Origin of the sequence: Staphylococcus pseudintermedius, assembly GCF_034042775.1 — a bacterium.
GTDB classification, from domain to species: Bacteria; Bacillota; Bacilli; order Staphylococcales; family Staphylococcaceae; genus Staphylococcus; species Staphylococcus pseudintermedius.
The window spans coordinates 1,733,151-1,759,769 of the sequence record NZ_CP120150.1 but is presented as its reverse complement, the minus strand read 5'-3'; the positions used below and the strand labels follow the sequence as shown (position 1 = coordinate 1,759,769).

The window sequence follows — 26,619 nt, the reverse complement described above, 5'->3', positions numbered from 1 at the left end:
CTATCAAAAATCAATAAAGGGAAACGATTTCCTTTGCAGATGGTCATACGGGAAAGTTAAAAAGGAAATCTAGACCTGCCTTTTCACATCGTCGAGATCATGAAAACGCAAAATCTCAGTTCGATTAACGTGCATCAGTAATACCAGTTATCGGTAATATTTGTGCGAATGTAAATGCGAGTATAACGATGACCACAGTGAGCCCAATCAGAATCAAGTCTTTATAACTAAACGGGACATGATAATAATACGTCCGTGGTCCATCTTTAAAGCCTTTTTTCTCCATCGCTACAGATAGACGATGCGCTTTTCTGATGTTTTGACTGAGCAATGGAATTAATAAATGTTTCAGACGTTTGAAGCCTGAATAGTTGCGGTTATCAATCATTTGATAACGCATTTTTAAGGCGTTGCGTAGTTGAAAAAGTGACTCTAACATGATGGGAATCATACGAAATGCCGCCATAAAAGCATAGGCAATTTTCGGTTTTACTTTTAAATGTTGCATCAAGCTGTAAAAAATCATAATGACTTGTGATGTAAAGGCAATAGACAACCCAAAATAACTCACAGTCATCGTCCGGAATGAAAGATGCAATCCACGCACAAGACTTTCCGTCGTGATGTTGACGAAGCCGAATTTCAATAATTCATGTTGCCCATCGCCGTAAAAGATCATAAATAACGAAGAGGTGAGGGCGAAAAAGGTTGCGAGTATTGTGAACGTCAAGACGACTTTCCATTTTGTCCCTGCAACGAGTAACATAAAAATGAGCATCAATGTCGCAAGATAAATCATGACGTCAAAATGATGAACGAAAATAATGAAGAAGAAAAGTGCGACGCCTAAAAACAATTTGGTGACGATATTCACATCATCCATGAACGTGTGACGTGTTTTCCAAGATTCAATCATGTGCGCACCTCCTCGACTTCATAAAGTTTGCCTTCTTTGACTTCTATCCGACGAGTAGGGTAACGTTCGATAATATGTGCGTCGTGCGTGACCATTAAAATCGTCTGACCTTGCGCAATACGACTTTGGAACAATTCAATTAATTTAAACGTATTGTGACTGTCTAAGCCGAATGTCGGTTCATCTAATAAAATAATATCTGCATTGGTACTTAGTGCGGTAGCGACACTCAGTCGACGTTTTTGCCCCATAGATAATTCAAATGGGTGTTGACTCGACACATGCTCCAAATCAAGTAGTGCTAACATTTCTGCAGTTTTTGCTTTCGCGTGTTCAGGATCCATATGGTGATAGTTGACCCATATTTCATCAAACACACTATTTTGTATAAATTGCAGTTCAGGATTTTGATACACTAAAAACATATGTTGCGCGGCATCTTTAATTCTAGTTAATTTCTGCCCGCCATAATGCATGTTCCCCTTATAACGTATCAATTGCATCATCGACTCTAATAGCGATGTCTTACCTGATCCATTTTTCCCAGTGAGTGTTATCCATTCTCTCGGTTCAATATGTAATGCGTCTACTTCATATAATGTACGACGGCCCCTTTGTATCGCGCCTTGTTCGAATGAAAAATAAAAATTTTGAGCAGTAGATTGAACGGGATGTTGAGGCATAGGTGCATGTGACCACGCTTTTGGATGCCACACACCATATTCACTTAATAAAGATTCGTAATGCGCCATAATATATTCAGGCGTGCCTTGTTGGATAATATGGCCGTGATGATTCATCAGTATGACACGATCGACATGTTGCCAAATATGTTCTACCTTGTGTTCGACAATGAGTACGGTCTTGTCCTCCCACAAATCCTTTAAAAGATTCCATAAATTTTCGGTCGCTTCTACATCTAACATCGCAGTCGGTTCGTCAAGAAACAATGTATCTGCCCCTTGAAGTAACGTTCCCGCAATCGCTAATTTTTGTTTCATACCGCCGCTTAATTGATGAATACGTTGCTTTGGATTTACATCAAGACCGACATGATTTAATGCTTCATGGATACGGCTGTCCATGTCGTGACGTGGAATTTGTTGGTTTTCTAAAATAAAGGCTAACTCTTCGTTCACTTGTGGCATACAAAACTGCGAATCCGGGTCTTGGAAAATGACACCTGAATTTTCAGCAATTTCTAATGCATCATATTTCATTGGTAAATCAATTAAGTTCGGCACAATGCCACTTAATACATTGAGTAACGTACTTTTACCCGAACCAGATGGCCCAAGTAAAAGTACTTTTTCTTTATCTTTGATTTCTACGTCAATCCCGTCAAAAATTTTATAATCTGCGCTCGGGTATTTTAAACGTAAATTTTTAACTTTTAACACGATAAGTCACCCTTATAATGCATCGTAATCGTCTTTTGAAGCAGGACGAAACAGTTTCGTTACGCCAGTCTGATCCAATGCCTTAACGAGTAAGTATGGGAACACACCGGCTAATATAGCACCACTGATAATACGAAAAGCAATCAGTAGAATTAAGTTCCAAGTCGCAACTTCATTTAAGTAACCATAGTACCAGTCGATAGGTAAACTAATGATTGCGGCTGCCATACCTGCAAGGATAGCGACCATAAAAGCACGTGATTTGTAGCGGAAAATCGCAAAAATAATCTCACATGCCAAACCTTGAAGTAAAGCGTAAATAATTGTTGGGATATCAAAACGTCCCATCATAATTGTTTCGCCAGCACCTGCAGCAAATTCAGCTAATAATGCAATCCCCATTTTAGGAATAATGAGATATGCAACGACTGCAGCACTAAACCACATACCATACATTAATTGATCAAGATGTAAACCTAATGGCTGTAAAGTATTTGTGACAGCCCACCATAAATTATAAATCACTGCAAAGATCACGGATACGAGTACAGTGACGAGGATGTCTGACAACGTTAAGCCTTTTTTCATATGTAAATTCCTCCCAAAAATAAAAAATACGCATATCTTAAACTGAAGATAGGCGCATCATGTGCTCATTGATATATGGATACGTTATTGGTATGACAGACATAAGTCCACCGCACAATATACATATCATAACAAAACACTTTCCTACGCTAGTATCATCTAGTTCAGGTTCAAAGGGTTTGAGGTGACACCTCATCTCAGCTTTCACACCCCTAGTGTGCGTATTTAATTGATAATGTCAATGTACACCTAGAATATTGAAAAGTCAAGGTTTCAAACGGCTGATGATTCAAATTTGAAAAACCCTAAACCATTAAAAATGTATATATTGAAAAAATGAATACGAAAGATCTCACTGTGAGTTCATATGCATAAAGTAGGATACGACAGTGACCCCAATGAATTTTGATAAATGCAACATCAGTGTGCATCAATAAATGACAGTATTTGAAGAAAAACACTAGACGTAGTTTTCAAAATCTTTCACTGTCTATGTCAGAGTTGAGCTACTTAAACAATTGCCAGCATCTGCAGCCTAAAGTAATAAAGATGATATGCATATTCAAAGTTAGAATTTGTTTTTGATGACGAGGCGAGCGATTTGAGGAGAGGTGAATTTAATTTTTTCATTAAAAGCATTTCACTATCATAGTTAATGAGACTCGTTGAAGGTTGACGGGACGGCTCGAGACTCCCGAGGGATGCGTGTATATGACTCATAGTTACTTCTTTACTCTAATAGTGGTTACTGTTTAGCGACGTAGCTGCCTAAGTCTCAATGTTTGCATTTTTGAGAAGGCCACTCAGTCTTGTGGGGGCAGGAAAACGAAATCTTTGTTACACATGAGATTTCTGTAATGCTCCCAAAATCCAATTTGGTTTCTCTCAAGTTTACACTTAAATCAAGCCAAACTTAGTTGAGTCAAGACCTTGGGAAAGCAAGAGCTAGTTTGTCAATCTGTAAGAAACGATGAAATTAAACAAATGAAAAAGAAATAATTTAAAACGAAAAAAGGAACAGGCCATAATCATCCTGTTCCTCACACATTAAACATAAATTAAAGTTTACTCAAATGTTTTTTGAATATCATCTTTCGTTTTCTCTGCACCATCTTTCGCATCTTCAGTCTTATCTTTCAATTCTTTCTCTTTATCCTTCGCTTGTTCTGCAGCTTTTTTAATATCTTTTTCACCCATTTCCAACGCCTACCTTTCAAATTGTTTGTATCATCAATATAACCTTTATGTGCACAACCTAAACATCATCGCCTTATTAAATGTATACAGAAATGAGGATTGGACATCACGTGCGCCTAGCTATAGAGACATATTAAATATTTTATCTCCTATTCTCGTATAAAAATAAATGAACTTTGATATACTTAACGCATCATTTTAAGGTAAAAACAACACATAGATAATTAAGATATTTGAAACTGAAAATAAATCCGTTTTATTATAGTATTATGGATTAAATTTAATAGGTCATTCTGAAGACTGATATTTTTGAAATATAAAGACAGGTGACAAGAGTTCGTATATAATAGCTTTGAGGTGAGAGGATGTCTTTGTTAAACAAATACACCGAAGTGATTTATAGCTATATTATCGGTGGACTTTCAATTTTATTAAGCATCATTATTTTTATTAATATTCCACTCATTCAACAGTTTAAGTCAGGCAAACAACCGAGCACAAACATCGACAATTTGTGGGATTTTATTATGGCATTCTTTAATGAAATCATTCGAGTCATGAGTCGATATATTGGTGACATTCCACTTGCGAGCGGCATTGTTATTTTATTGTTTGGAATTTTAATGATTTTAATTGGTCGGACATTAACGAATACAACACGATTTGATTATGACATTTCAATATTATTTTTACTCGTCGGCATTATTTTCTTCGTATTAACATTAATTTTCATGTCTCAAGTTTATGGTTGGATTGCGTTTATTTTTATTATTCCATTTCTTGTACATATTGGTTATATCACATACAAAGACGAACTAAATCCATTGCACCGTAAAGAACATTATTTATGGATTATATTCAGTTATGGGCTTTGTTACATCCTTACACAAATAGCGCTCTATGCCCGTATTGAAGCGAAAGATGTTGCATCGATTGACGTTCTGAGTATTAATACATTTTTCGTAGTTTTATGGTTGATAGGACAAATGGCAGTATGGAATTTTCTCTTTTTACGTCGTGCATTACCAGTGTCTGAAGAAGAAATCACTGGTGAAGCGAATGCGTATTCAAGAAGTAAAAAGTATCAATTTACGAATACTTCTAAAAACCATTTCAAAGACTTTCAAGATCGTACGGCTGAATTCACACATGGTATTTCACGTCGCACACGCCGTAGTATTGATTTAGAGAAGTTACGTCAAAAGCGAGAAACACTAGGAAAAAAATGGTTTTCATGGGCTAAACTAGAAGAAGATGACATTCCGACGTTTCTTAAAATAAGACCTAAATGGTTGAACCGCAATTATGTCATGATTGCTTGTGGCGTGATTCTGTTATTCTTTATATTACTAGAGTTCAATAACCGTAATGCGCTATTTATGTCAGGGGACTGGCAGTTATCTCAAACGCAATACGTTTATGAATGGGTGAGCTTGCTGTTATTACTCATCGTGGCGATTGTTTTTATTTTTACAACTGTAGTGAGAATGTTAAGAGGTAAGTATTATTATTTACAACTTTTCATGATCAGTATTTTATTCTTCAAATTGTTAACGGAATACATTGTCATTTTGTTCCACGGACTATTATTATCTATTTTCATTACACCGATTCTTGTATTAATGTTAGTACCAGCAATTGTCGCGTTCGTCTTACAATTGAGACAACCCGTGGATACACAAGTTAAAAAACATTAATAATGCTTGACTTGATGAGGGCTAGGGAGACCATTTCCTAGTCCTTTTTATAATGGCGTGTTTGGGTGAAAGATATCATTGTGAAATCATCCGTGTTAAAATCAGAATAATGATAAGAAAAGAAAGGCTGATAAAATGAAGACAGCTATTTTAAATAAAGGTAAGGAAGAAAAATATTTCAATCAGTACCCACTTGTGGAGGAAGAGGATTTATTTCAGCATGATCAATTAGAAGAAGGGGATGTCTTTCATCTCTTGACTTCAACAAACGTCTATATCGCGACTTGTTATGTAGGGCATCAGCATAAAGGATTAGGTTGGATATTAACGTATCAAGAAGATGAAGTGATTGATCAAGCATTTTTTGAGCAACTGTTCGAACAAGCGCTCGAAGTCCGTCAGTATTACTATCAAATTGAAGGCACCAATGCATTTCGTCTATTTAATGGTGAAGGCGATGGCGTGGGTGGTCTCACGATTGACAACTATGATGGCCACTTATTAATTCAATGGTACTCAGAAGGGATTTATCATTTTCGTCCACAAATTGTGAGCGCGATTAAAAAGATTTATAATTATACGTCTATATATGAAAAAACGCGTTTTAAACATCAATCTATTGAAGGCGGTTTTGTAACGGGGACAGCACCGGAGTTTCCGATTGTCGTTGAAGAAAATTTCACGTTTTACAATGTACATCTTGATGACGGTCCGATGACGGGGATATTCTTAGACCAAAAAGAAGTGCGTAAAAAGATTAGAGACTATTATGCTAAAGGACGCCAATTACTCAATTTATTCAGTTATACAGGGGCATTTTCGGTTATCGCTGCAACAGCTGACAGTCAAACAACGAGCGTGGACTTGGCTAATCGCTCACGTCAGTTGACTGAAGAGAACTTTGGTTTGAATGGTATTGATCCTAAATCACAACATATTTACGTGATGGATACGTTCGATTACTACAAATACGCACTACGCCATGGTTTGACTTACGATACGATTGTCATCGATCCACCGAGTTTTGCGCGCAATAAAAAGAAAACATTTTCTGTGACAAAAGACTATGACAAGTTAATTGAAGGGGCACTTAGTATTTTGAACCCAGGTGGCAGTCTCGTATTGAGCACGAATCATAGTGCTTATTCGCTAAAGGTATTTAAAAATATGGTCAAACAAACGATTGAAAATCAAGGGTTCACGTATGAAATGAATGAAGTCATGGGCTTGCCAAAAGATTTTAAAACACATCCACACTATAAACCGTCGAAGTATCTGAAAGTTATTTTTATTACAATCAAGTAGTAAAAATTGTTAAAAGGGGTATAGATGTGAAGAATTTTCATAATGAGGTGAGTATGGAAGATGAATTTTAAACAAAAAATTTCTGAAACATTAGGTAATAAAGTACTAGATATTGAAACGATTAATCGAAAAGACGCGCTACCGGCATCAGTACAAGAGATACGTGCAAGACGCGAACGTGCAGAAGTGCTTGTGAGAAAAAAAGCGTTGTTATCTTCAGGTGCAACCGTTGTGCCCATACCGGGATTTGATTTTGGGATGGACATGAAATTGATGCGCGATGTCATTGAAGATGTGAATAAAATTTATGGCTTAGATCATCAACAAGTGAACCAAATGAGTGATGACATGAAAAATCGTATCTTAATGGCAGCGGGTATTCAAGGCAGTCAATTAATTGGTAAAAAAGTGTCGAGCGGTTTGTTGAAAGTTTTTATACGTGATGTAGCTAAGCGAACTGCTGCGAAACAAACACGCTGGTTCCCAATTGTCGGACAAGCTGTGTCAGCATCTATTAGTTATTATTTTATGGTTAAAGTCGGCAAAGACCATATTCAAAAATGCGAAAATGTAGTAAAATCATTATTGTAGCTTGTAAAAAAAATCACAAAGCATTATGAATGCCGTTAAAAAAGAGATGGCGGGGCATTTACGAATTGAATTTAACAATAGAATTTGGTAATGTAATGCTATGTAGCGAAGTTAAATATAATTTATGCTAGTAAATCTAGAAGTAGAAGGAGTAAGATGACAGATGGAACAACAATCATATGTAATTATTGACGAAACAGGTATTCACGCACGTCCTGCAACAATGCTTGTTCAAACAGCTTCAAAATTCGATTCAGATATTCAATTAGAGTATAACGGTAAAAAAGTTAACTTAAAGTCTATCATGGGTGTTATGAGCTTAGGTGTGGGTAAAGACGCAGAAATTACAATTTATGCTGATGGTAGCGATGAAAAAGGCGCAATCGACGCAATCACTGAAGTATTATCTAAAGAAGGATTAACAAAATAATGTCAAATATTATTAAGGGAATTGCAGCTTCTGATGGTGTTGCTATTGCCAAGGCGTATCTGCTCGTAGAACCCGATTTAAGTTTTAGTAACGAAAAGACGGACCAACCGGAAGCGGAAGTCCAAAAATTTAATGAGGCGCTGAATAACTCTAAAATTGAATTAACGAAAATTCGTAATCATGCAGAGGAACAATTAGGTGCGGATAAAGCGGCTATCTTTGACGCACATTTACTCGTTTTAGATGATCCTGAGTTAATTCAACCAATTGAAGAGAAAATTAAAAATGAAAGCGCAAGTGCACCACAAGCATTAACTGAAGTGACACAAAACTTCATTACTATTTTCGAATCAATGGATAACGAATATATGAAGGAACGTGCTGCGGATATCCGCGACGTAGCTAAACGTGTTTTAGCGCACATTTTAGGGGTGGAATTACCAAATCCGAGTATCATTGATGAAAGCGTCATCATTGTGGCTCACGACTTGACGCCATCAGATACTGCACAGTTAAACAAACAATATGTTCAAGGATTCGTTACCAACATTGGTGGTCGTACTTCACATTCAGCAATTATGAGTCGTTCATTAGAGATTCCTGCTGTTGTAGGTACAAAATCAATTTCTGAATCTGTACAACAAGGGGACATGGTTATCGTCGACGGTTTAACAGGGGATGTTATTGTTAATCCTTCAGACGATGAAATCAAAGCGTATCAACACAAGCGTGAATCGTTCTTTGCAGATCGTGAAGCGTTGAAACAATTACGTGATGAACCATCAAAAACATTGGATGGACACGAAGTAGAACTTGCAGCGAACATTGGTACACCGAATGATTTAGAAGGTGTGCACAACAATGGCGCAGAAGGTATCGGTTTATACCGTACTGAGTTCCTTTACATGGGTCGCGACAACATGCCGACTGAAGATGAGCAATTTGAAGCATACAAAAAAGTGCTCGAATCAATGGAAGGTAAACGCGTTGTCGTACGTACATTAGATATCGGTGGCGACAAAGAGCTACCATATTTAAACTTACCTGAAGAAATGAATCCATTCTTAGGATACCGTGCGATTCGTTTATGTTTAGATCAACCAGAAATTTTCCGTCCACAATTACGTGCACTATTAAGAGCTTCAGCATACGGAAAATTGAATATTATGTTCCCAATGGTGGCAACAATTCAAGAGTTCCGTGATGCGAAAGCGTTACTTCTTGAAGAAAAGGAAAACTTGAAACAAGAAGGCGTAGAAGTGAGCGACGATATCGAATTAGGTATCATGGTTGAAATCCCAGCAACAGCCGCACTTGCAGATGTATTTGCGAAAGAAGTGGATTTCTTCAGTATCGGTACAAACGATTTAATTCAATATACAATGGCTGCAGACCGTATGTCAGAACGTGTTTCTTATCTTTACCAACCATATAACCCTTCAATCTTACGTTTAATTAAACAAGTGATTGACGCTTCTCATCAAGAGGGCAAATGGACAGGTATGTGTGGTGAAATGGCTGGCGATGAAACAGCAATTCCATTATTAATTGGTTTAGGATTAGATGAGTTCTCAATGAGTGCAACTTCTATCTTAAAAGCGCGTCGTCAAATTAAAGATTTAAGCCGAACTGAAATGGTGCAATTAGCAGACCGTGCATTAAATTGCGCAACTGTTGATGAAGTTGTTGACCTAGTAAAAGCGAAAACAACAAAAGCTTAATTGAATCAAATAAAAAGAGATTGAGTCATTGCGGCTCAGTCTCTTTTCCTACGATTTGTCAAGGGTTCAATAATTAAAATTGACATTACTGAACTAGACCGTCCAATTTTTACTTTTTTGAATAAGGTGTTATGATGTATATGATTATATGGTTGCGTTAGTGTGGTGCTTTCTGATAATCATATAATTTATTATTGACTATCAAGTAGTGAATGGTCTTTAATAAGCGATTGATACTCGCTATTACGGCAGTCTTGTGGGTTTTCCCATGAGGCTGCTCTCTTAATTTATAATAATAATCCACAATATGGCTTTGATAATGATTTCTTCCCCTAATAATGTTCATAATGATTAAGTACAATAAACGTCTTGCTTTTTTATTTCCTCTTTTGTTGATCGTATCCCTACTTTTTGAAGTTCCTGATTGATACCGTTTAATATCAATACCTACAAATGCATTCAATTGTTTATTTGTTTTAAATTCTCTAATATTACCAAGTTCCCCAATAAGCAATGCAGCTGTGAGTTCTCCGATGCCAGGAATTGAAATAATGTTTTCAAACTCAGTTGTATTTTTAGCTAAGTCAATCATTTCCTGATCAAATTCTTTCATTTCTTCTATCCCAATAAGCAGTTTGTCGCATAAGTATTGGACTTTTTGTAGGAGGAAAGAAGACTTGTCCACATTCGGAAAACTATTAATCTGTATTTCAATTAATTTTTGGACATACTTGTGAGCTTTATTAACTGAAATGCCTTTATCAGTTGAATGAAGTACTTTTTCCACCAATTCATCATGAGTCAAAGTACTTACAAAATCAGGATGAGGAAATGCTTTAGCTATACTTAATGCGATTTTTGAATATCTGTTAGTAAATAGCTTTTCTAACCCTGGAAATGTTTGATGTAGTGTTTCGACTAACTCAACTTTGAGACGATTTTGGTTTATCTCCATTTCTAAGTGAAAGCGCGCACGTTCTCTCAGTTCAAAGTAAATCTCTTCAGACTGACGTTGTACCTTTGAATCTTTCATTCTAAAGGCAAGAAGTGCAAGTTTATGTGCGTCTGACTTATCTGTTTTCCATGATCTTAATGAGCTCGTTTTGAACTTGGCTTCTAGGGGATTCATTTCTAAGTAATCTATTTTGTGAATTTCACAAAAGCGTTTCATGCCTCTTGAATAAATACCTGTTGATTCAAAGAGGATAAATAGAGAATCAAGATGCTTGATGTAATTTTTAAGATAACGATAGCCATTTTGATTATTTTGAATGACCATTTCTTTAACCAAAACTTCATCCTTATAATGTGCGACCACACTTTCTGACTTACCTATATCAATACCTAAACAGTTGATAAAAATCATACCTTTCTTTATTGAATTGAGAAATCTTTAACTTTACTTAGCCTTTTTCATTTCATTTTCCTATACACGGTTTCTAGAACCCAACATACTTCAATCGAATTTCAAAAAGGGAGTAAAGCTGATCAGTTTTTTTACGGATTCAAAGATCCACGAGACTGCGCGATCTACTTCTCTCTACAACTATAAAAAATAGCTGTGAAGAAATCTATCGTCATAAATTTCTTCACAGCTAATCTTAGTATGTTTTTTGGGTGTGTCTCATACTTGCTATACATATTCTCAAGAAGTATGTATAGGATGAAAGACTAAACTTAAAAAGACTGGGAGATGCATACTCCCAGTCTTTAGCTAAAACTAAAATATTCAAATAATGTGTTTATGATTGAATACCGAGCTTTTTGTTCATCAAATCTAAATCGACTTGATACATCGGCTCGCCATCAATTAAAATGAACGGTGTTGAAAAAGCGTCGCGTTCGATCATTTCGTTTCGATACGTTGAATTGACAATGTTTCGTTCTTCAAATGGGACATTATGCTGTTCAAGATATTGTTTGACAAATGAACATGGCGGACATTCATTTTGTGTGTAAATAATCACTTCTGACATAGAGACGCCTACTTTCATATCAATTGTTGTTACATCTTAATCGACACTTTAATAAAATGCAACTGAAACGACTGTATAAAAATGACAAATTTTAGTCATGTCATTAAATTGTCAATGTCTTAATGAACAAAAAAATATATATGTGACCTGTATATTGTTTATAATGAATAGACATTTTCATCATAGTTAAGGAGGTCGTGAAATGGATGCAGTGGATATTAGCCGGTTTTTAACAGGTATGACACTTGCAGTCCACATTATTTTTGCAACGATTGGTGTAGGTATGCCACTTTTCTTTGCGATGGCAGAATTTATCGGCATTAAAAAGAAAAGTGCTCAATATATAGCATTAGCGCAACGTTGGGCTAAAGGATATACGATTACCGTGGCAGTAGGCGTAGTAACAGGGACAATTATAGGTTTACAGTTATCATTACTATGGCCGACATTTATGCGAATAGGTGGGCACGTCATTGCTTTGCCATTATTTATGGAAACATTTGCGTTTTTCTTTGAGGCGATTTTCTTAAGTATTTATTTATATACTTGGAATCGTTTCAAAAATCAATGGATACACTTTTTCATTAGTATCCCAGTGATTATCGGTGGTAGTTTTTCTGCGTTCTTTATTACGTCGGTCAATTCGTTCATGAATACGCCGGCAGGTATGACAATAGAAAATGGTCGCATGGTTAATGTGGATCCAATTGCAGCGATGTTCAACGCATCATTTTTTGTTCGATCTTTCCATGTGATTGCGACAGCGCTTATGACAATGGCGTTCATTTTAGCAAGTATTGCAGCGTTTAAGTTACTGAAAAACAAAATTGAAAAGGATCGTCGTTATCATCAAGCGGCACTGAAGATGACGATGATTGCAGGATTGATTTTTTCAATGTTATCGATGTTAGCAGGGGACTTATCAGCGAAGTTTTTACATCAAGAACAGCCTGAGAAACTTGCAGCATATGAATGGCATTTTAATACAGAATCACAAGCGGATCTCGTGTTATTTGGCGTGCTTGATGAATCAACGCAAGAAGTGAAAGGCGCCCTCCATATTCCAGGTGCGTTAAGCTTTTTATCGGATTCAAGTTTTGATACAGAAGTCAAAGGACTCAATGAATTTCCAAAAGATGAATTACCCCCACTCATTGTCCATTATTTCTTTGATTTAATGGTGTTCTTTGGGATTTTCTGTTTCGTCATTTCATTCGCTTATGTCATGGCATTGTGGATTAAAAGATTCAACCCACATCATAAACTATTACTCTATGCAACGTTGTTAGGTGGTCCAGCAGCCATGTTAGCGATTGAGTTCGGTTGGTTCTTAACTGAGCTTGGACGCCAACCATGGATTGTGAGAGGCTTCTTAAAAGTGCAAGATGCCGCGACAGACGCAAGTGGGCTCGTGTTTGTGACGATTTTATTTGCGATACTTTACTTCGTGCTGTTATTCTCAGCCACATACGTGCTTGTAAGAATGTTTAAAAATAAACCGGCCTATCAGCACATTGAAAGTTTAAGTCAACGAGGTGATGCATGATGGTTTATGAAGTGATAGGGATAACAGTACTCTGGATTTTCTTATTTGGTTATATCATCGTTGCTTCGATTGATTTCGGCGCAGGATTTTTCTCATTACACGCAAAATTATTTGGACAATCGCATGAAATTAATGATTTAATTCAACGTTACTTGAACCCGGTATGGGAAGTTACCAATGTATTTTTTGTCTTTTTCTTTGTAGGCATTGTTGGATTTTTCCCAGATACAGCTTATTATTATGGCACAGTTTTACTTATTCCAGGTTCGATCGCACTTATTTTACTTTCAATTCGAGGAGCCTTTTATGCCTTCGAAAATTACGGTCAAGATAGTAAATTGTCTTGGCTTATGTTATATGCGGTATCAGGATTATTGATTCCGGCTTCATTATCAACGGCATTAACCATTTCTGAAGGTGGTTATATCATTGAGTCGTCTTCTGGCAACGTTGATTTGAATTGGACAGAATTACTATTAAGTCCATTCGGTTGGGCGGTCGTCCTATTAGCCATTGTGTCTGTGCTATACATTTCATCAGGATTTTTAACATTTTATGCGCACCGTGCCAAAGACACATCCGCATATCAATTGATGCGTAAATGGTTTTTAATGTGGGGTGCACCGATGATCATGATGTCGTTGTTTGTGTTTTTATCATTAAGAATACAAAATGAAGCACACTTTATGTCAGCAGTGTTTGATTATGGCTGGTTATTTATCATCAGTTTCATCGCTTTTGCCATTGCTGGCGTATTGACGCTCTTGAAAAAAGCACACGGTATCGCATTTATTTTTGTCATCATTCAAATGGGCACAGCCTTTTTCGGATATGGGTTAAGCAAGCTGCCATACATTTTATATCCATACGTGCACATTGACGATGCGGTGACCAATGATAGTATGGCGTTAGTGTTAACAATCGCCTTTATCGGTGGTTTACTATTATTGTTACCATCACTCTTTTTCATATTGAAATTGTTCGTGTTTGATAAAGATTACGTCCGTGGTAAAAAGTAAGCGGGACCAGTAAAACGGTGCATCATAAATCATTTTGTAGTAATATGATAATAGTATTGAATACATGTGTGGCTTAAAGTCAAGGATTATCAACATCTGAGCACTTTGAGCCCGCATTTTTAATTTAACTTAATTCAGGAGGCCAAAAATGGATAAAGAGTATGTAGTCATTGGTCTAGGTCGCTTCGGTGGCAGTATTGTAAGAGAATTGAACGCGTTAGATATGGACGTCATGGCGATAGATAAAGATGAAAATCGTGTCGATGAATACAGTGATATTGCGACACATGCCGTTGTGGCTGATACGACTGACGAAGCCGTTATGAAAAGTTTAGGGATTCGAAATTTTGATCATGTCATTGTGGCAATCGGAGAAAATATTCAGGCAAGTACGTTAACAACATTGATTCTTAAAGAACTCGGTGTTAAAAAAGTAACGGCTAAAGCACAAAACGATTATCACGCCAAGATTTTAAACAAAATTGGTGCCGATACAGTCGTGCATCCTGAAAGAGACATGGGTCGTCGTATCGCGCATAATGTGGCTAGTGCAACAGTGCTCGATTATTTAGAGCTTTCTGATGAACACTCCATTGTAGAAATTAAAGCGAGCGAAACGATGGCAGGACAAACCCTTATTGACTTAGATATTCGTGCGAAGTTTGGGATTAATATTATTGCGATTAAAAGAGGGAAGGAAATCATTGTGGCACCCGATCCAGATATGGGATTAGAATTTGATGATATTTTAATTATGATTGGTCATGATAATGATTTAACACGATTTGAGAAGAAAATGGCGCATTAATCATTGAGAAGTGGAATGGTGGAGACTGTTCCGCTTTTTTATGTTCATCGTGAGTGGTTAAACGATGATCGTGATGGATGAAATGTGAAAAATCAAGTATCTTTTTTACTTTAATGCATTATAGTATGAACGATAAGATTAAAAAATGAAAATTAATAATTACAAATGTGGTATCCAACTATTTGTAGTGCGTTAATCCACTGTTCACTGCGCTAATTTGAGTTGTGTCTCACCTATATGAATATATCGGCAAAAGGGCGATTGCGATGAATGTGATAAACTTTATAAGACTTGTAACGTTCCTCGTGGTTATTAGTTTTATTGTTGTTTACTTTACTATGGGTTTTGGATGGTTAGGTCACATATTAAGAGGGATACTACTCATCATCACTTTAATTTTCGACATTATAAAATTAAAGAAGACAAAAAGTTTGATTGGTTATAGCGATAGAGCGTTGTATAAAAAAATCTCTCATGCATAGGACTAACGACATTGCGTTTTTCAACCCTTTATACATAAAATAAACGAGTCTAGGCATATTGTTGTCCTAGACTCGTTTCCTTATTGATATATCTATTTTTCATTCACTTTCATAATGACTGGTAAAATCATTGGTTTACGTGCTGTTTTCTCAAATAAGTACGGTTGTAATGTTTCGATAATAGATGATTTCACTTGATGCCACTGAATGTTTTCGTTGTTATTCAATTTATAGATGACATCTTGCTTAATTTTCTTTTGGGCGTCGTAAATCAATTGACCAGATTCTCGCATGTAGACAAAGCCACGTGAAATAATGTCTGGACCTGATAACAGTTGGTTTTTGTTGAAGTCAATGCTAACCACGACAATGACTAATCCTTCTTCAGACAATAACTTACGGTCGCGAATGACAACATTCCCAATATCACCAATACCACTACCATCGACTAATACATTACCTGATGGGATACGGCCTGCTGTACGTGCACTGTCTCGTGTCAACGCAAGAACGTCACCGATATCATGGATGAAGACATTTTCTTCTGGTACTCCACAGTCCACACCTGTTTGACCGTGTGCAACGAGCATACGATATTCACCGTGGATTGGTAAGAAATATTTCGGTCTAATTAAGCGTAACATCAACTGTTGATCACCTTGAGAGCCGTGACCAGACGTATGGATGTTTGAAATCTTACTATGAATGACTTCAGCGCCGGCTTGATACAAGGCATTGATCGTACGGTTAATGCTTTTCGTATTACCTGGAATAGGTGACGAACTGAATACAACCGTGTCTTCAGGAATGATTTTAATCTGCTTATGTGTACCATTTGCGATACGTGATAACGCCGCCATCGGTTCACCTTGCGAGCCTGTACATAAAATTAATAATTCATGCTTTGGAATGCTATTAATTTTGTTTGGCTCAACAAATGTTTCAGGGGGTGCTTTAATATACCCTAACTCTGTTCCGATTTTGATATTATTTTCCATCGAACGTCCAAACGTCACGATTTTACGGTTGTATTTAACTGCGGCTTCGACGGCTTGTTGCACACGATAAATGTTTGACGCGAAAGTCGCAAAAATAATACGTCCTGTACAATTACGGAAAATTTTATCTACGTTTTGACCGACTTCACGTTCACTTAGTGTAAAGTCTGGTACGAGTGAATTGGTAGAGTCAGAAAGTAAACAGAGTACACCTTCATCACCGAGTTGCGCCATTTTACCAATATTGGCTGGTGCGCCGACGGGTGTGAAGTCAAACTTAAAGTCACCAGTATGCACGATTTTACCTTCAGGCGTATCGACAATAACACCGTATGTTTCAGGAATACTATGTGTTGTCAAATAAAAACTCACTTTAAAATGTTTTGAATCAATGACAGTATCTTCATCAATTTCAATCAATTCAGCTTGGCGTAATAAATGATGTTCTTCTAATTTATTACGAATTAAACCGAGTGCGAGTGGACCGCTGTAAATTGGTACATTAATCTTTTTGAGCAGGTAGGGCACACCACCGATATGATCCTCGTGACCATGTGTGATAATTAAGCCTACAATTCTATCTTGGTTTTGTTCAAGATACGTGTAGTCAGGTATGACATAGTCGATACCGAGTAAATTATCATCGGGGAATTTGATTCCTGCGTCAATGATTACAATTTCATCTTTATACTCGATGGCGTAAGTGTTTTTACCAATTTCACCTAAACCACCTAATGCGTATACGCCAACTTCATTTTTTTGAAGTTGTTTCATTATTGCGCGCGCTCCACATTAAAACGTTCGGATTGTTGTTCATACTCTAAATGTGCGCCCTCTAATTTAGTTATGAATTCAATATTATAGTTGCGTTCTTTCAAATAACGACGAACTTGTTCTTCAGATTGTGCTTCAACATAAATGCTTTGTGTATTTTCACGTACGATGACTTCATCGCGATTATGTTGATAAAAAACTTTAAAAATTGACATATATTTTCCTCCTAAGTTGAATCACTTATCTTTAATTGATGGATATGCTTGAACAATTGAAATGAACAGTGAAAATAAAAAACATGAATCGAATATGCATCTCTAGGAATGTCTACATCATTCAATTCACCAGTCACTCACAGCTCATTTTCAATATGTATAGCGGTTATTAAATTTCCGTTCTCGTTTGAGTGTATGGCGATGTGCGCATACAGCCCAGTTGGTTTTATTTTACATGATGTTATCGAATAAATAAAGCGGAATGTGATAAACTAGAGAGTATCTTATAATTAAATGAATGGAATCTCATTTAAAATTCCCCGAAATAGGTGATGAAGATGAAAAGTGCGAGTCAATTACTAGAAGAAGTTAAAAACGAACGGAACCGGGAAGATAAGTTTTTGTGTGAAATTCAATTTGAAGTAAGACGTAATGAAGTAACGATGTTTTTTGAGTATGAAGAAGTTCAAATGGCGACGCAAGAAGCACATTATTTCAGAAAACACAATCATGACCCTGAATTTTTGGATATTGAAACATTTGAAACACTTAAAAAGGCATTGGAAGAAGAGGGGATTCGTTATAAACAACGTAGAGACATGTTTATGTAACGTATCGGATGAGTCGAAATAGCATCACAACGAATCAAACAGCGGCGAAGGATTGACTTTACCGCTCTTTTTTTATCCTACAACATTGTGCAAATGAAAAAAGGAATGGGATTGGGACATTACATTTTCCCAATCCCTATATACATATGGCGTTATACCATTAAAGATGATAAAACGACCGAAAAATAAAGGCAAATTAGATGAAAATGGATGCTCTTGTTTTCATGATTTCATAAACTTGCCTCAGTTCCACTGTATTTCATATAAGGTTACTCAGAAGACTGAGGCACCTGAGGAAATGCGTGCATACTGCTAACAGTTACTTCTTTACATTAAAAGTGGTTGCTGTTTATCGCAGCAGCTATCTGATTTCTCAATGTACACGCTTATGCGAAGTCGAGTCAGCCGTGAGGGGGCAGTACGACGAAATCTTTGCTACACATGAGATTTCTGTACTGTTCCCAAAATCCACTAAGTCCTCACTAAATGTAATAGTTTAATCAAGCGTTAGTAAGTTGAAGGGCCAGCCCCTATAAACGCGAGGCTATGATGGCAACCCAATTCTTATATTCCATCCGCTACCTTTTTAATCGTTTTAAATAGTTTGTTATTCTTAAACTTCCATCGCACCATTTTTAGGTTGCAATGGATGTTCTTGGTCGATATGATCATAAAACAGTACGCCGTTAAGATGGTCCAATTCATGTTGTACTACAATCGCTGGATAACCTTTCAAGCGTAAGTTGATCTCATTGCCATCAATATCATAACCTTTAAGTTTGATACGGTAATGGCGATGAACAAGGCCTGGAACATCTTCGTCCACGCTCAAGCAACCTTCACCTGTTGGCAAATACGCATCTTGAACACTATGACTCACAATTTTTGGGTTTACAATCGCAAAATCATATGAATGTCCTTCACCATCATCAGGTAAATAAACCGCAAACATGCGTTTCGGTACATTAATTTGAGGTGCTGCTAATCCAACCCCACTACGTAATTGATATTTTTCAGCAATTTCTGGGTCTTGACTATTTTTTAAAAAAGTTTGCATATCTAATAAAGTTTGTCGTTCTTCTTCAGTTAATGGGAACTCCACTTCTTTTGCTCTTTGGCGAAGTGTAGGATGTCCATCTCTAATAATATCTTTCATTGTTAACATTTTTGACACCTTCCTTATTTAATAATATATCAAAAAAATTCCATAAAGTGATAGTCGAAAACTTTCAAAATTAAAATCGTATATAGATGTATTTTTTAACTTCTGCATTTAATACGTATTATAAAGGGAACATTGTGCGTATGTCCTTGAAAAATGTGTAAAAGAACGAAAAATGTACGAATCAATATTTGAATTATAACGTTATTTTCATTAATATTACGAGTGACAGATAAGGAGGTCTCCAGAATGAAATTTCATAAAACAATTGGAGTAGCAGTTGCAACAACATTTTTATTGGCAGCTTGTAGCAAAGATGGTGAACATATTGAAAAGTACAATGACGGACTTGAAAATATGCAAAAAGCTGAAGCACCGATTCAAGAAGTTAATAAAGAAATGAATAAACTTGAGAAAGAAAAAGAAAAGCTATCAAAAGAAATTAGTGGTAAAAACATTGCTGAAGTACAAGATAAAGTGGATCAAGTACTCGATAATGCGAAAAAGCGTGAAAAGCAATTAAAAAAAGAAGTTGAAGCGATGAATCATTCTAAAAAAGCTTTCGAAAAGGCAAAAGCAGAGTCGAACAAAATTGAAGATGAAGATGATAAAAAAGAGTTTGATGAATTGAACAAAGCCATTGAAGAAAAAAATAAAAAACACGATGCTTTCGTTAAAGGCTATCAAGATGTCATCAACAAAGAAAAAGATTTGTTCAGTTATTTTAAAGAAGATTCAGGTTCACAAGAGGAAGTCGACAAACGTTCTAAAGCGTTATCTGATGTTCAAAAAAATATGCAGAAAAAAGTAGAGGACTATACAAAAGCGATTCGTAAAGTACAAACAGAAAAGCAAGACGTTGATGAAATCGCTAACAAATAACTATAACAGTTTGAAAGGATTGGTATAACAGTTGCTTCTACTGTTGTGTTATCAAGTGTTACAGAACTTTAGGAAAACTGTTTAACAGTTCGTATATTTTGTGTTACACTAGAGTAAGTCGAATGTTATTTATTTTATATACGGGAAAGGTATGGTGAATTGCATGGTTACTAAGTTAAACAACCAGTTCGATGCTGAAAAAGTATTGAAAGATACTGAGGCAAAATTTGAAATGGTTCAAATCTTAGATGCAGATGGAAATGTAACAAATGAAGATTTACTTCCGGACTTATCGGATGAGCAGTTAGTAGAATTAATGAGAAGAATGGTTTGGACACGTATTTTAGACCAACGTTCAATCTCATTAAATAGACAAGGACGTTTAGGTTTCTATGCACCAACTGCTGGTCAAGAAGCATCACAACTTGCTTCACAATTCGCATTAGAGCAAGAAGACTTTATTCTTCCTGGTTACCGTGATGTACCACAATTAATTTGGCATGGCTTACCATTAACAAAAGCTTTCTTATTCTCACGTGGTCACTTCGTAGGGAACCAAATGCCTGAAGGTGTGAACGCGTTAAGTCCACAAATCATTATCGGTGCGCAATACATCCAAACAGCTGGTGTTGCATTAGGACTTAAAAAACGCGGTAAAAAAGCAGTTGCGATTACGTATACAGGAGACGGTGGTTCTTCACAAGGTGATTTCTATGAAGGTATCAACTTTGCTTCAGCGTACAAAGTGCCTGCAATTTTCGTGATTCAAAATAACAATTACGCGATTTCAACACCGCGTGATAAACAAACTGCAGCGCAAACATTGGCTCAAAAAGCGATTGCAGTAGGTATCCCTGGTATTCAAGTTGACGGTATGGATGCATTAGCAGTATACCAAGCAACGAAAGAAGCTCGCGACCGTGCTATCAATGGTGAAGGTCCAACATTAATCGAGACAATGACATATCGTTATGGTCCGCATACAATGGCTGGGGACGACCCAACGAAATACAGAACATCTGATGAAGATTCAGAGTGGGAGAAAAAAGATCCACTTGTTCGCTTCAGAAAATTCTTAGAAAACAAAGGCTTATGGTCTGAAGAAAAAGAAAATGAAGTGATTGAACAAGCTAAAAATGAAATCAAAGCTGCGATCAAAGAGGCTGACAGCACTGAAAAACAAACAGTGACTTCATTAATGGAAATCATGTATGAAGAGATGCCTGCAAACTTAAAAGAACAATATGAAATCTACAAAGAGAAGGAGTCGAAATAGGCCATGGCACAAATGACAATGGTTCAAGCGATTAACAACGCGCTAGCAACTGAACTTAAAAATGACGAAAACACTTTGTTATTTGGTGAAGACGTTGGTGTAAACGGTGGTGTATTCCGTGTAACTGAGGGCTTGCAAAAAGAATTCGGTGAAGACCGTGTATTTGACACGCCTTTAGCTGAATCTGGTATCGGTGGTTTAGCGTTAGGTCTTTCAACTCAAGGATACCGTCCAATTATGGAAGTCCAATTCTTAGGTTTCGTATTTGAAGTGTTCGATTCTGTTGCAGGACAAATCGCACGTCATCGTTTCCGTTCAGGTAACTCAAAAGTAGCTCCAGTTACAGTTCGTGCGCCATTCGGTGGTGGTGTACATACACCAGAATTGCACGCTGATAACTTAGAAGGTATTTTAGCGCAATCACCAGGTTTAAAAGTGGTGATTCCATCAGGTCCATACGATGCAAAAGGTTTATTAATCGAAAGTATCCGTAGCAATGACCCAGTCGTATATTTAGAGCACATGAAATTATACCGTTCATTCCGTGAAGAAGTACCTGAAGAAGAGTACACAATCGAAATTGGTAAAGCGAATGTTAAACGTGAAGGTACTGACTTAACAATCATCACTTATGGTGCAATGGTTCAAGAGTCAATGAAGGCTGCTGAAGAACTTGAAAAAGATGGCCATTCTGTTGAAGTGATTGACTTACGTACAGTTCAACCATTAGACGTTGACACACTTGTAAAATCAGTTGAAAAAACAGGCCGTGTTATTGTTGTTCAAGAAGCACAAAAACAAGCAGGTGTAGGTGCAAATGTTGTCGCTGAATTATCAGAACGTGCAATTCTTTCATTAGAAGCACCGATCGGCCGTGTTGCAGCGCCAGATACAATTTATCCATTTACACAAGCTGAAAACGTTTGGTTACCAAACAAAACTGACATCGTTGAACAAGCGAAGAAAACTTTAGAATTTTAATGTGTAATTTTTGAGAAGAGTGGAAAAGAGGACTGTGACATCAGTTTTCTGTCCCACGCCCTTGCATATGGAGAATGAAATGATTTTTCGTTTCTTCTCCTATATGTGTGTAAACAAAGTATTATTTATAATTTAATTATTTAGGAGGAAAGAACGTGGCATTTGAATTTAGATTACCCGATATTGGTGAAGGTATCCACGAAGGTGAAATCGTAAAGTGGTTCGTTAAAGCTGGAGACACTATTGAAGAAGATGACGTACTATGTGAAGTACAAAATGATAAATCAGTTGTAGAAATCCCATCACCTGTAAGTGGTACAGTACTTGAAGTGTTAGTTGAAGAAGGTACTGTAGCTGTTGTAGGTGACATCATTGTTAAAATAGATGCACCTGACGCTGAAGAAATGGAGTTCAAAGGCGGACATAGTAATGATGCGCCTGCAAAAGCTGAAGAAGCTAAAGAAGAAGCACCTCAAGAAGAAGCGGCACCAGCTGCTCAAGAAGCTGTAGAAGTGGATGAAAACAGACAAGTAAAAGCAATGCCATCAGTGCGTAAATATGCACGTGACAATAATGTGAACATTAAAGCTGTTAATGGTACAGGTAAAAATGGTAGAATTACTAAAGAAGATGTAGATGCATACTTAAATGGTGGCGAACAAGCAGCGACAGCTCAAGATACTGCATCAGCTGAATCTTCAGAAGCATCAACTGCACCAGCAGCATCAGCACCAGCAGTTTCAACTGAAGGTGAATTCCCTGAAACAACTGAGAAAATCTCTGCAATGCGTAAAGCAATCGCAAAAGCAATGGTGAACTCTAAGCATACTGCACCTCACGTAACATTAATGGACGAAATTGATGTTCAAGAGTTATGGGATCACCGTAAGAAATTCAAAGAAATTGCAGCTGAACAAGGTACTAAATTAACATTCTTACCTTATGTTGTTAAAGCTTTAGTATCAGCATTGAAAAAATACCCAGCACTTAACACTTCATTTAACGAAGAAGCTGGCGAAGTTGTACAAAAACATTACTGGAACATTGGTATCGCAGCAGACACTGACAGAGGTCTTTTAGTACCTGTTGTTAAACATGCTGACCGTAAATCAATCTTCCAAATCTCAGATGAAATTAACGAACTTGCTGTCAAAGCTCGTGACGGTAAATTAACATCTGACGAAATGAAAGGTGCAACATGTACAATTAGTAACATCGGTTCTGCAGGTGGCCAATGGTTCACACCAGTTATCAACCACCCAGAAGTTGCAATCTTAGGTATTGGTCGAATCGCTCAAAAACCAATCGTTAAAGATGGCGAAATCGTTGCAGCACCTGTGTTAGCATTATCACTAAGCTTTGACCACAGACAAATTGATGGTGCAACTGGTCAAAACGCAATGAACCACATCAAACGTTTATTAAACAATCCAGAACTATTATTAATGGAGGGGTAAAATATGGTAGTCGGAGATTTTCCAATTGAAACAGATACTATTGTCATTGGGGCAGGTCCTGGTGGCTATGTTGCAGCAATCCGTGCAGCACAGTTAGGTCAAAAAGTAACGATCGTTGAAAAAGGCAATTTAGGTGGCGTATGCTTAAACGTAGGTTGTATTCCTTCAAAAGCATTGTTAAACGTATCTCACCGTTTCGAACAAGCGCAACATGGTGCGGACTTAGGTATCACAGCTGAGAATGTATCTTTAGATTTCGATAAAGTACAATCTTTTAAAGGTTCAGTTGTTAGCAAATTAACTGGCGGTGTTGAATCATTATTAAAAGGAAACAAAGTTGAAATCGTTCGCGGTGAAGCTTACTTCGTTGATGAACACAGCTTACGTGTAATGGACGATAAGAGCGCACAAACTTACAACTTCAAAAATGCTATCGTAGCAACAGGTTCACGTCCAATTCAAATTCCTAACTTCGAATTTGGTGGTCGTATCCTTGACTCTACTGGTGCGTTAAACTTACAAGAAGTGCCTAAAAAATTAGTTGTCGTTGGTGGCGGCTACATCGGTTCAGAATTAGGTACTGCCTATGCTAACTTCGGTACTGAAGTGACAATTCTTGAAGGTGCAAAAGAAATCCTTGGTGGTTTCGAAAAACAAATGGTTGCACCAGTTAAAAAAGAAATGAAAGCAAAAGGCATGATCATCGAAACAGAAGCTTTAGCTAAATCAGCTGAAGAAACTGATAATGGTGTTAAAGTGACTTACGAAGTTAAAGGTGAAGAAAAAACAATCGAAGCTGACTACGTATTAGTAACTGTAGGTCGTCGTCCAAACACTGACGAACTTGGTTTAGAAGAAGTTGGCGTGAAATTAACTGACCGCGGTTTAGTTGAAGTTGACAAACAAAGCCGTACATCTGTTGACAGTATCTATGCAATTGGTGATATCGTTCCAGGCTTACCACTCGCACACAAAGCAAGCTACGAAGCTAAAGTAGCAGCTGAAGCGATTGCAGGACAAAATTCAGAAGTGGATTACATCGGTATGCCTGCAGTATGTTTCACTGAGCCAGAATTAGCACAAGTAGGTTATACTGAAGCACAAGCGAAAGAAGAAGGTCTTGATATCAAAGCTTCTAAATTCCCTTACCAAGCAAACGGCCGTGCATTATCATTAAATGATACAAACGGTTTCGTTAAACTTGTGACGCTTAAAGAAGATGACACGCTTATTGGTGCACAAGTTGTGGGTACAAACGCTTCAGACGTTATCGCTGAACTTGGTTTAGCAATTGAAGCGGGTATGAATGCTGAAGATATCGCTTTAACAGTTCATGCTCACCCAACATTAGGTGAAATGAGCATGGAAGCTGCTGAAAAAGCTTTAGGTTTACCAATTCACACAATGTAATAATAGTTGAATAGATAAGGGGCTGTGCAGAATTGTGCAGTCTCTTTTTTATTTAATAGAATTTGTTGTTTGGTTATGGGTTACTTAAATAAATTTGTTTGCTCGCTTTTTCAAAACATTTTATATACATGTTTGAATTAAACATGCTTTGTTTGAACACGCATATACACAACAACATGATATAAAGCGAATAGAAGCGCAATGGGGTTGGTATACCAGGTTTTCCCAGTCCCAATCCTATTGATGGATTTGTAGCCATTATTGATGACAGAACAGACATAAAACGAGAATGAATTGGATATAAAACATAGATGCTATTGATTTACTTGATGACATAAACTCTCCTTCATCTTCCGCTTTATTTGTTGTAAGGTTGCCCAGAATGCTGACCCTCTTGATAGAATGCGTGCATACTGCTAACAACCACTTCTTTACTTTAATAGTGATTACTATTTATTGCAGTTGCTGTCAGACTTCTCAAGGCACTCGCTTTTGAGAAGCCGAGTCATCCTTACGGGTGCAGTACGACGAAATCTTTGTTGAACATGAGATTTCTGTACTGATCCCAAGATTCACTAACGCCGCAACAAATGTAACCGTTTAATCAAACTTTAGCGAGTTAAAGGGACAGCACCTTGGAAAGGGAAGCATAAAGGTAATCAAAAGTATAAATAGCAAGAAGAGGGCAAGTTAGACAAAATAATGTATCAATAGTATCATTATTTTTATTTTCCCTACCCAAGCACTTTAAAACTGGCACAAAATGATTTATAGTCAACATAAAAGTTCAATCATAAAGGAGTGAAATGATGGAATACACATATCCGATAGATGTCGATTGGTCTCAAGAAGAAATGGTGGCTGTCGTCTCATTTTTTAACGCCATCGAATCGTATTACGAAAGCCAAATTGAACGTGACACACTCATGACACGATACCGAGAATTTAAACAAGTTGTCCCAGGCAAAGCAGACGAAAAAAATCTCTTCAATGATTTTAAAAAGCAGAGTGGCTACGACAGTTATCAAGTCATTCAAGAAGCGAAACAACATCCTGATCAAAAAACTTTAAAGAACAGCTAAAAAGGTATTGTAATTTAGTGCGCGATTTGTTATTTTTATTAAGCATTAAACAAAATGTTTAGTAAAAGTAAACAAGTCGCTTTTTTTGAGTGGAG

24 protein-coding genes and 1 riboswitch are annotated in these 26,619 nt (G+C 36.9%); of the genes, 15 read left to right on the top strand and 9 right to left on the bottom strand.

All coding sequences use genetic code 11. From position 1 onward, the window contains the following. Positions 1-124: 124 nt before the first annotated feature. The 4 genes from P3U61_RS08330 to graF form a co-directional block, all read right to left on the bottom strand. Positions 125-916 carry an energy-coupling factor transporter transmembrane component T family protein gene (locus P3U61_RS08330; RefSeq protein ID WP_063278785.1) on the bottom strand — a complete coding sequence of 264 codons (792 nt, stop codon included), beginning with the start codon at positions 914-916 and terminating at the stop codon, positions 125-127. After that, positions 913-2,316: an ABC transporter ATP-binding protein gene (locus P3U61_RS08325; protein ID WP_323695686.1), complete on the bottom strand. Its 1,404-nt coding sequence runs from the start codon at positions 2,314-2,316 to the stop codon at positions 913-915. Before P3U61_RS08325 ends, P3U61_RS08330 begins: the two co-directional genes overlap by 4 nt. 12 nt (positions 2,317-2,328) lie before the next feature. After that, positions 2,329-2,904, bottom strand: coding sequence for an ECF transporter S component (locus P3U61_RS08320; RefSeq protein ID WP_014614267.1), 576 nt, complete (start codon positions 2,902-2,904; stop codon positions 2,329-2,331). A 124-nt stretch (positions 2,905-3,028) separates the two neighbouring features. Further along, positions 3,029-3,128, bottom strand: a riboswitch (TPP riboswitch). An 841-nt stretch (positions 3,129-3,969) separates the two neighbouring features. Then, positions 3,970-4,101, bottom strand: coding sequence for a glycopeptide resistance-associated protein GraF (gene graF, locus P3U61_RS08315; protein WP_020219576.1), 132 nt, complete (start codon positions 4,099-4,101; stop codon positions 3,970-3,972). A 365-nt stretch (positions 4,102-4,466) separates the two neighbouring features. Between graF and auxA the strand changes: the two genes are divergently transcribed. The 5 genes from auxA (at position 4,467) to ptsP (ending at position 9,845) form a co-directional block, all read left to right on the top strand. After that, the gene (gene auxA / locus P3U61_RS08310) at positions 4,467-5,798 is read left to right on the top strand and encodes a lipoteichoic acid stability factor AuxA (RefSeq protein ID WP_015728950.1); all 1,332 of its coding nucleotides are present in this window, start codon (positions 4,467-4,469) and stop codon (positions 5,796-5,798) included. A gap of 135 nt (positions 5,799-5,933) precedes the next feature. Beyond that, positions 5,934-7,103 (top strand): class I SAM-dependent rRNA methyltransferase, encoded by a 1,170-nt coding sequence (locus tag P3U61_RS08305; RefSeq protein WP_015728951.1) that lies wholly within the window; start codon positions 5,934-5,936, stop codon positions 7,101-7,103. A gap of 60 nt (positions 7,104-7,163) precedes the next feature. Next, complete coding sequence (locus P3U61_RS08300) at positions 7,164-7,694, top strand: hypothetical protein (protein ID WP_014614263.1); 531 nt, start codon at positions 7,164-7,166, stop codon at positions 7,692-7,694. 163 nt (positions 7,695-7,857) lie between these two features. Beyond that, positions 7,858-8,124, top strand: coding sequence for a phosphocarrier protein HPr (locus tag P3U61_RS08295; protein WP_015728952.1), 267 nt, complete (start codon positions 7,858-7,860; stop codon positions 8,122-8,124). Then, the gene (ptsP, locus tag P3U61_RS08290; RefSeq protein WP_015728953.1) at positions 8,124-9,845 is read left to right on the top strand and encodes a phosphoenolpyruvate--protein phosphotransferase; all 1,722 of its coding nucleotides are present in this window, start codon (positions 8,124-8,126) and stop codon (positions 9,843-9,845) included. The genes P3U61_RS08295 and ptsP overlap by 1 nt, the downstream gene beginning before the upstream one ends. A 157-nt stretch (positions 9,846-10,002) precedes the next feature. Here the strand turns inward: ptsP and P3U61_RS08285 are convergent, their stop codons facing one another. Next, on the bottom strand, positions 10,003-11,202 hold the full coding sequence (locus P3U61_RS08285; RefSeq protein WP_282097177.1) for an IS110 family RNA-guided transposase: 1,200 nt from the start codon (positions 11,200-11,202) through the stop codon (positions 10,003-10,005). A 385-nt stretch (positions 11,203-11,587) separates the two neighbouring features. Beyond that, positions 11,588-11,821 carry a glutaredoxin family protein gene (locus P3U61_RS08280; protein ID WP_014614260.1) on the bottom strand — a complete coding sequence of 78 codons (234 nt, stop codon included), beginning with the start codon at positions 11,819-11,821 and terminating at the stop codon, positions 11,588-11,590. A 202-nt stretch (positions 11,822-12,023) separates the two neighbouring features. On the opposite strand from P3U61_RS08280, the gene P3U61_RS08275 reads away from it, so the two are divergent. From P3U61_RS08275 to P3U61_RS08265, 3 genes are all read left to right on the top strand, one after another. Beyond that, positions 12,024-13,367, top strand: a complete 1,344-nt coding sequence (locus tag P3U61_RS08275; RefSeq protein ID WP_014614259.1) for a cytochrome ubiquinol oxidase subunit I — start codon at positions 12,024-12,026, stop codon at positions 13,365-13,367. Then, positions 13,367-14,386 (top strand): cytochrome d ubiquinol oxidase subunit II, encoded by a 1,020-nt coding sequence (locus tag P3U61_RS08270; protein ID WP_015728955.1) that lies wholly within the window; start codon positions 13,367-13,369, stop codon positions 14,384-14,386. Before P3U61_RS08275 ends, P3U61_RS08270 begins: the two co-directional genes overlap by 1 nt. Positions 14,387-14,534: 148 nt before the next feature. Then, the gene (locus tag P3U61_RS08265) at positions 14,535-15,194 is read left to right on the top strand and encodes a potassium channel family protein (RefSeq protein ID WP_014614257.1); all 660 of its coding nucleotides are present in this window, start codon (positions 14,535-14,537) and stop codon (positions 15,192-15,194) included. Positions 15,195-15,768: 574 nt separating this feature from the next. Here the strand turns inward: P3U61_RS08265 and rnjA are convergent. Further along, positions 15,769-17,448 (bottom strand): ribonuclease J1, encoded by a 1,680-nt coding sequence (gene rnjA / locus P3U61_RS08260; RefSeq protein ID WP_014614255.1) that lies wholly within the window; start codon positions 17,446-17,448, stop codon positions 15,769-15,771. Beyond that, complete coding sequence (locus tag P3U61_RS08255; RefSeq protein WP_014614254.1) at positions 17,448-17,663, bottom strand: DNA-dependent RNA polymerase subunit epsilon; 216 nt, start codon at positions 17,661-17,663, stop codon at positions 17,448-17,450. Before P3U61_RS08255 ends, rnjA begins: the two co-directional genes overlap by 1 nt. A gap of 338 nt (positions 17,664-18,001) precedes the next feature. Between P3U61_RS08255 and P3U61_RS08250 the strand changes: the two genes are divergently transcribed. Continuing rightward, positions 18,002-18,274 carry a hypothetical protein gene (locus tag P3U61_RS08250; protein WP_014614252.1) on the top strand — a complete coding sequence of 91 codons (273 nt, stop codon included), beginning with the start codon at positions 18,002-18,004 and terminating at the stop codon, positions 18,272-18,274. A 613-nt stretch (positions 18,275-18,887) separates the two neighbouring features. Here the strand turns inward: P3U61_RS08250 and def are convergent. Next, entirely contained in the window at positions 18,888-19,439 is a 552-nt protein-coding gene (gene def / locus P3U61_RS08245) for a peptide deformylase (protein WP_014614251.1), read from the bottom strand. A 246-nt stretch (positions 19,440-19,685) separates the two neighbouring features. Between def and P3U61_RS08240 the strand changes: the two genes are divergently transcribed. From P3U61_RS08240 to P3U61_RS08215, 6 genes are all read left to right on the top strand, one after another. Then, on the top strand, positions 19,686-20,318 hold the full coding sequence (locus tag P3U61_RS08240; RefSeq protein ID WP_015728956.1) for a YkyA family protein: 633 nt from the start codon (positions 19,686-19,688) through the stop codon (positions 20,316-20,318). A gap of 163 nt (positions 20,319-20,481) precedes the next feature. Next, a complete protein-coding gene (gene pdhA / locus P3U61_RS08235; protein WP_014614249.1) occupies positions 20,482-21,594 on the top strand; it encodes a pyruvate dehydrogenase (acetyl-transferring) E1 component subunit alpha in 1,113 nt (370 codons plus the stop codon). 3 nt (positions 21,595-21,597) lie between these two features. After that, positions 21,598-22,575: an alpha-ketoacid dehydrogenase subunit beta gene (locus P3U61_RS08230; RefSeq protein WP_014614248.1), complete on the top strand. Its 978-nt coding sequence runs from the start codon at positions 21,598-21,600 to the stop codon at positions 22,573-22,575. 155 nt (positions 22,576-22,730) lie between these two features. Next, positions 22,731-24,032 carry a dihydrolipoamide acetyltransferase family protein gene (locus P3U61_RS08225; protein ID WP_014614247.1) on the top strand — a complete coding sequence of 434 codons (1,302 nt, stop codon included), beginning with the start codon at positions 22,731-22,733 and terminating at the stop codon, positions 24,030-24,032. 3 nt (positions 24,033-24,035) lie between these two features. Next, entirely contained in the window at positions 24,036-25,442 is a 1,407-nt protein-coding gene (gene lpdA, locus P3U61_RS08220) for a dihydrolipoyl dehydrogenase (RefSeq protein ID WP_014614246.1), read from the top strand. 809 nt (positions 25,443-26,251) lie between these two features. After that, on the top strand, positions 26,252-26,524 hold the full coding sequence (locus P3U61_RS08215; RefSeq protein ID WP_014614245.1) for a UPF0223 family protein: 273 nt from the start codon (positions 26,252-26,254) through the stop codon (positions 26,522-26,524). Positions 26,525-26,619: the final 95 nt, after the last annotated feature.

What these genes read in the sequence shown, in the direction of transcription:
- lpdA (WP_014614246.1), top strand. Translation starts at nt 24,036, where the DNA reads ATGGTAGTCGGAGATTTTCCAATTGAAACAGATACTATTGTCATTGGG.
- P3U61_RS08305 (WP_015728951.1), top strand. Translation starts at nt 5,934, where the DNA reads ATGAAGACAGCTATTTTAAATAAAGGTAAGGAAGAAAAATATTTCAAT.
- rnjA (WP_014614255.1), bottom strand. Translation starts at nt 17,448, where the DNA reads ATGAAACAACTTCAAAAAAATGAAGTTGGCGTATACGCATTAGGTGGT.
- P3U61_RS08250 (WP_014614252.1), top strand. Translation starts at nt 18,002, where the DNA reads ATGAAAAGTGCGAGTCAATTACTAGAAGAAGTTAAAAACGAACGGAAC.
- P3U61_RS08320 (WP_014614267.1), bottom strand. Translation starts at nt 2,904, where the DNA reads ATGAAAAAAGGCTTAACGTTGTCAGACATCCTCGTCACTGTACTCGTA.
- P3U61_RS08265 (WP_014614257.1), top strand. Translation starts at nt 14,535, where the DNA reads ATGGATAAAGAGTATGTAGTCATTGGTCTAGGTCGCTTCGGTGGCAGT.
- P3U61_RS08295 (WP_015728952.1), top strand. Translation starts at nt 7,858, where the DNA reads ATGGAACAACAATCATATGTAATTATTGACGAAACAGGTATTCACGCA.
- P3U61_RS08240 (WP_015728956.1), top strand. Translation starts at nt 19,686, where the DNA reads ATGAAATTTCATAAAACAATTGGAGTAGCAGTTGCAACAACATTTTTA.
- P3U61_RS08275 (WP_014614259.1), top strand. Translation starts at nt 12,024, where the DNA reads ATGGATGCAGTGGATATTAGCCGGTTTTTAACAGGTATGACACTTGCA.
- def (WP_014614251.1), bottom strand. Translation starts at nt 19,439, where the DNA reads ATGTTAACAATGAAAGATATTATTAGAGATGGACATCCTACACTTCGC.
- P3U61_RS08230 (WP_014614248.1), top strand. Translation starts at nt 21,598, where the DNA reads ATGGCACAAATGACAATGGTTCAAGCGATTAACAACGCGCTAGCAACT.
- auxA (WP_015728950.1), top strand. Translation starts at nt 4,467, where the DNA reads ATGTCTTTGTTAAACAAATACACCGAAGTGATTTATAGCTATATTATC.
- ptsP (WP_015728953.1), top strand. Translation starts at nt 8,124, where the DNA reads ATGTCAAATATTATTAAGGGAATTGCAGCTTCTGATGGTGTTGCTATT.
- P3U61_RS08215 (WP_014614245.1), top strand. Translation starts at nt 26,252, where the DNA reads ATGGAATACACATATCCGATAGATGTCGATTGGTCTCAAGAAGAAATG.
- pdhA (WP_014614249.1), top strand. Translation starts at nt 20,482, where the DNA reads ATGGTTACTAAGTTAAACAACCAGTTCGATGCTGAAAAAGTATTGAAA.
- P3U61_RS08270 (WP_015728955.1), top strand. Translation starts at nt 13,367, where the DNA reads ATGGTTTATGAAGTGATAGGGATAACAGTACTCTGGATTTTCTTATTT.
- P3U61_RS08330 (WP_063278785.1), bottom strand. Translation starts at nt 916, where the DNA reads ATGATTGAATCTTGGAAAACACGTCACACGTTCATGGATGATGTGAAT.
- P3U61_RS08300 (WP_014614263.1), top strand. Translation starts at nt 7,164, where the DNA reads ATGAATTTTAAACAAAAAATTTCTGAAACATTAGGTAATAAAGTACTA.
- P3U61_RS08255 (WP_014614254.1), bottom strand. Translation starts at nt 17,663, where the DNA reads ATGTCAATTTTTAAAGTTTTTTATCAACATAATCGCGATGAAGTCATC.
- graF (WP_020219576.1), bottom strand. Translation starts at nt 4,101, where the DNA reads ATGGGTGAAAAAGATATTAAAAAAGCTGCAGAACAAGCGAAGGATAAA.
- P3U61_RS08280 (WP_014614260.1), bottom strand. Translation starts at nt 11,821, where the DNA reads ATGTCAGAAGTGATTATTTACACACAAAATGAATGTCCGCCATGTTCA.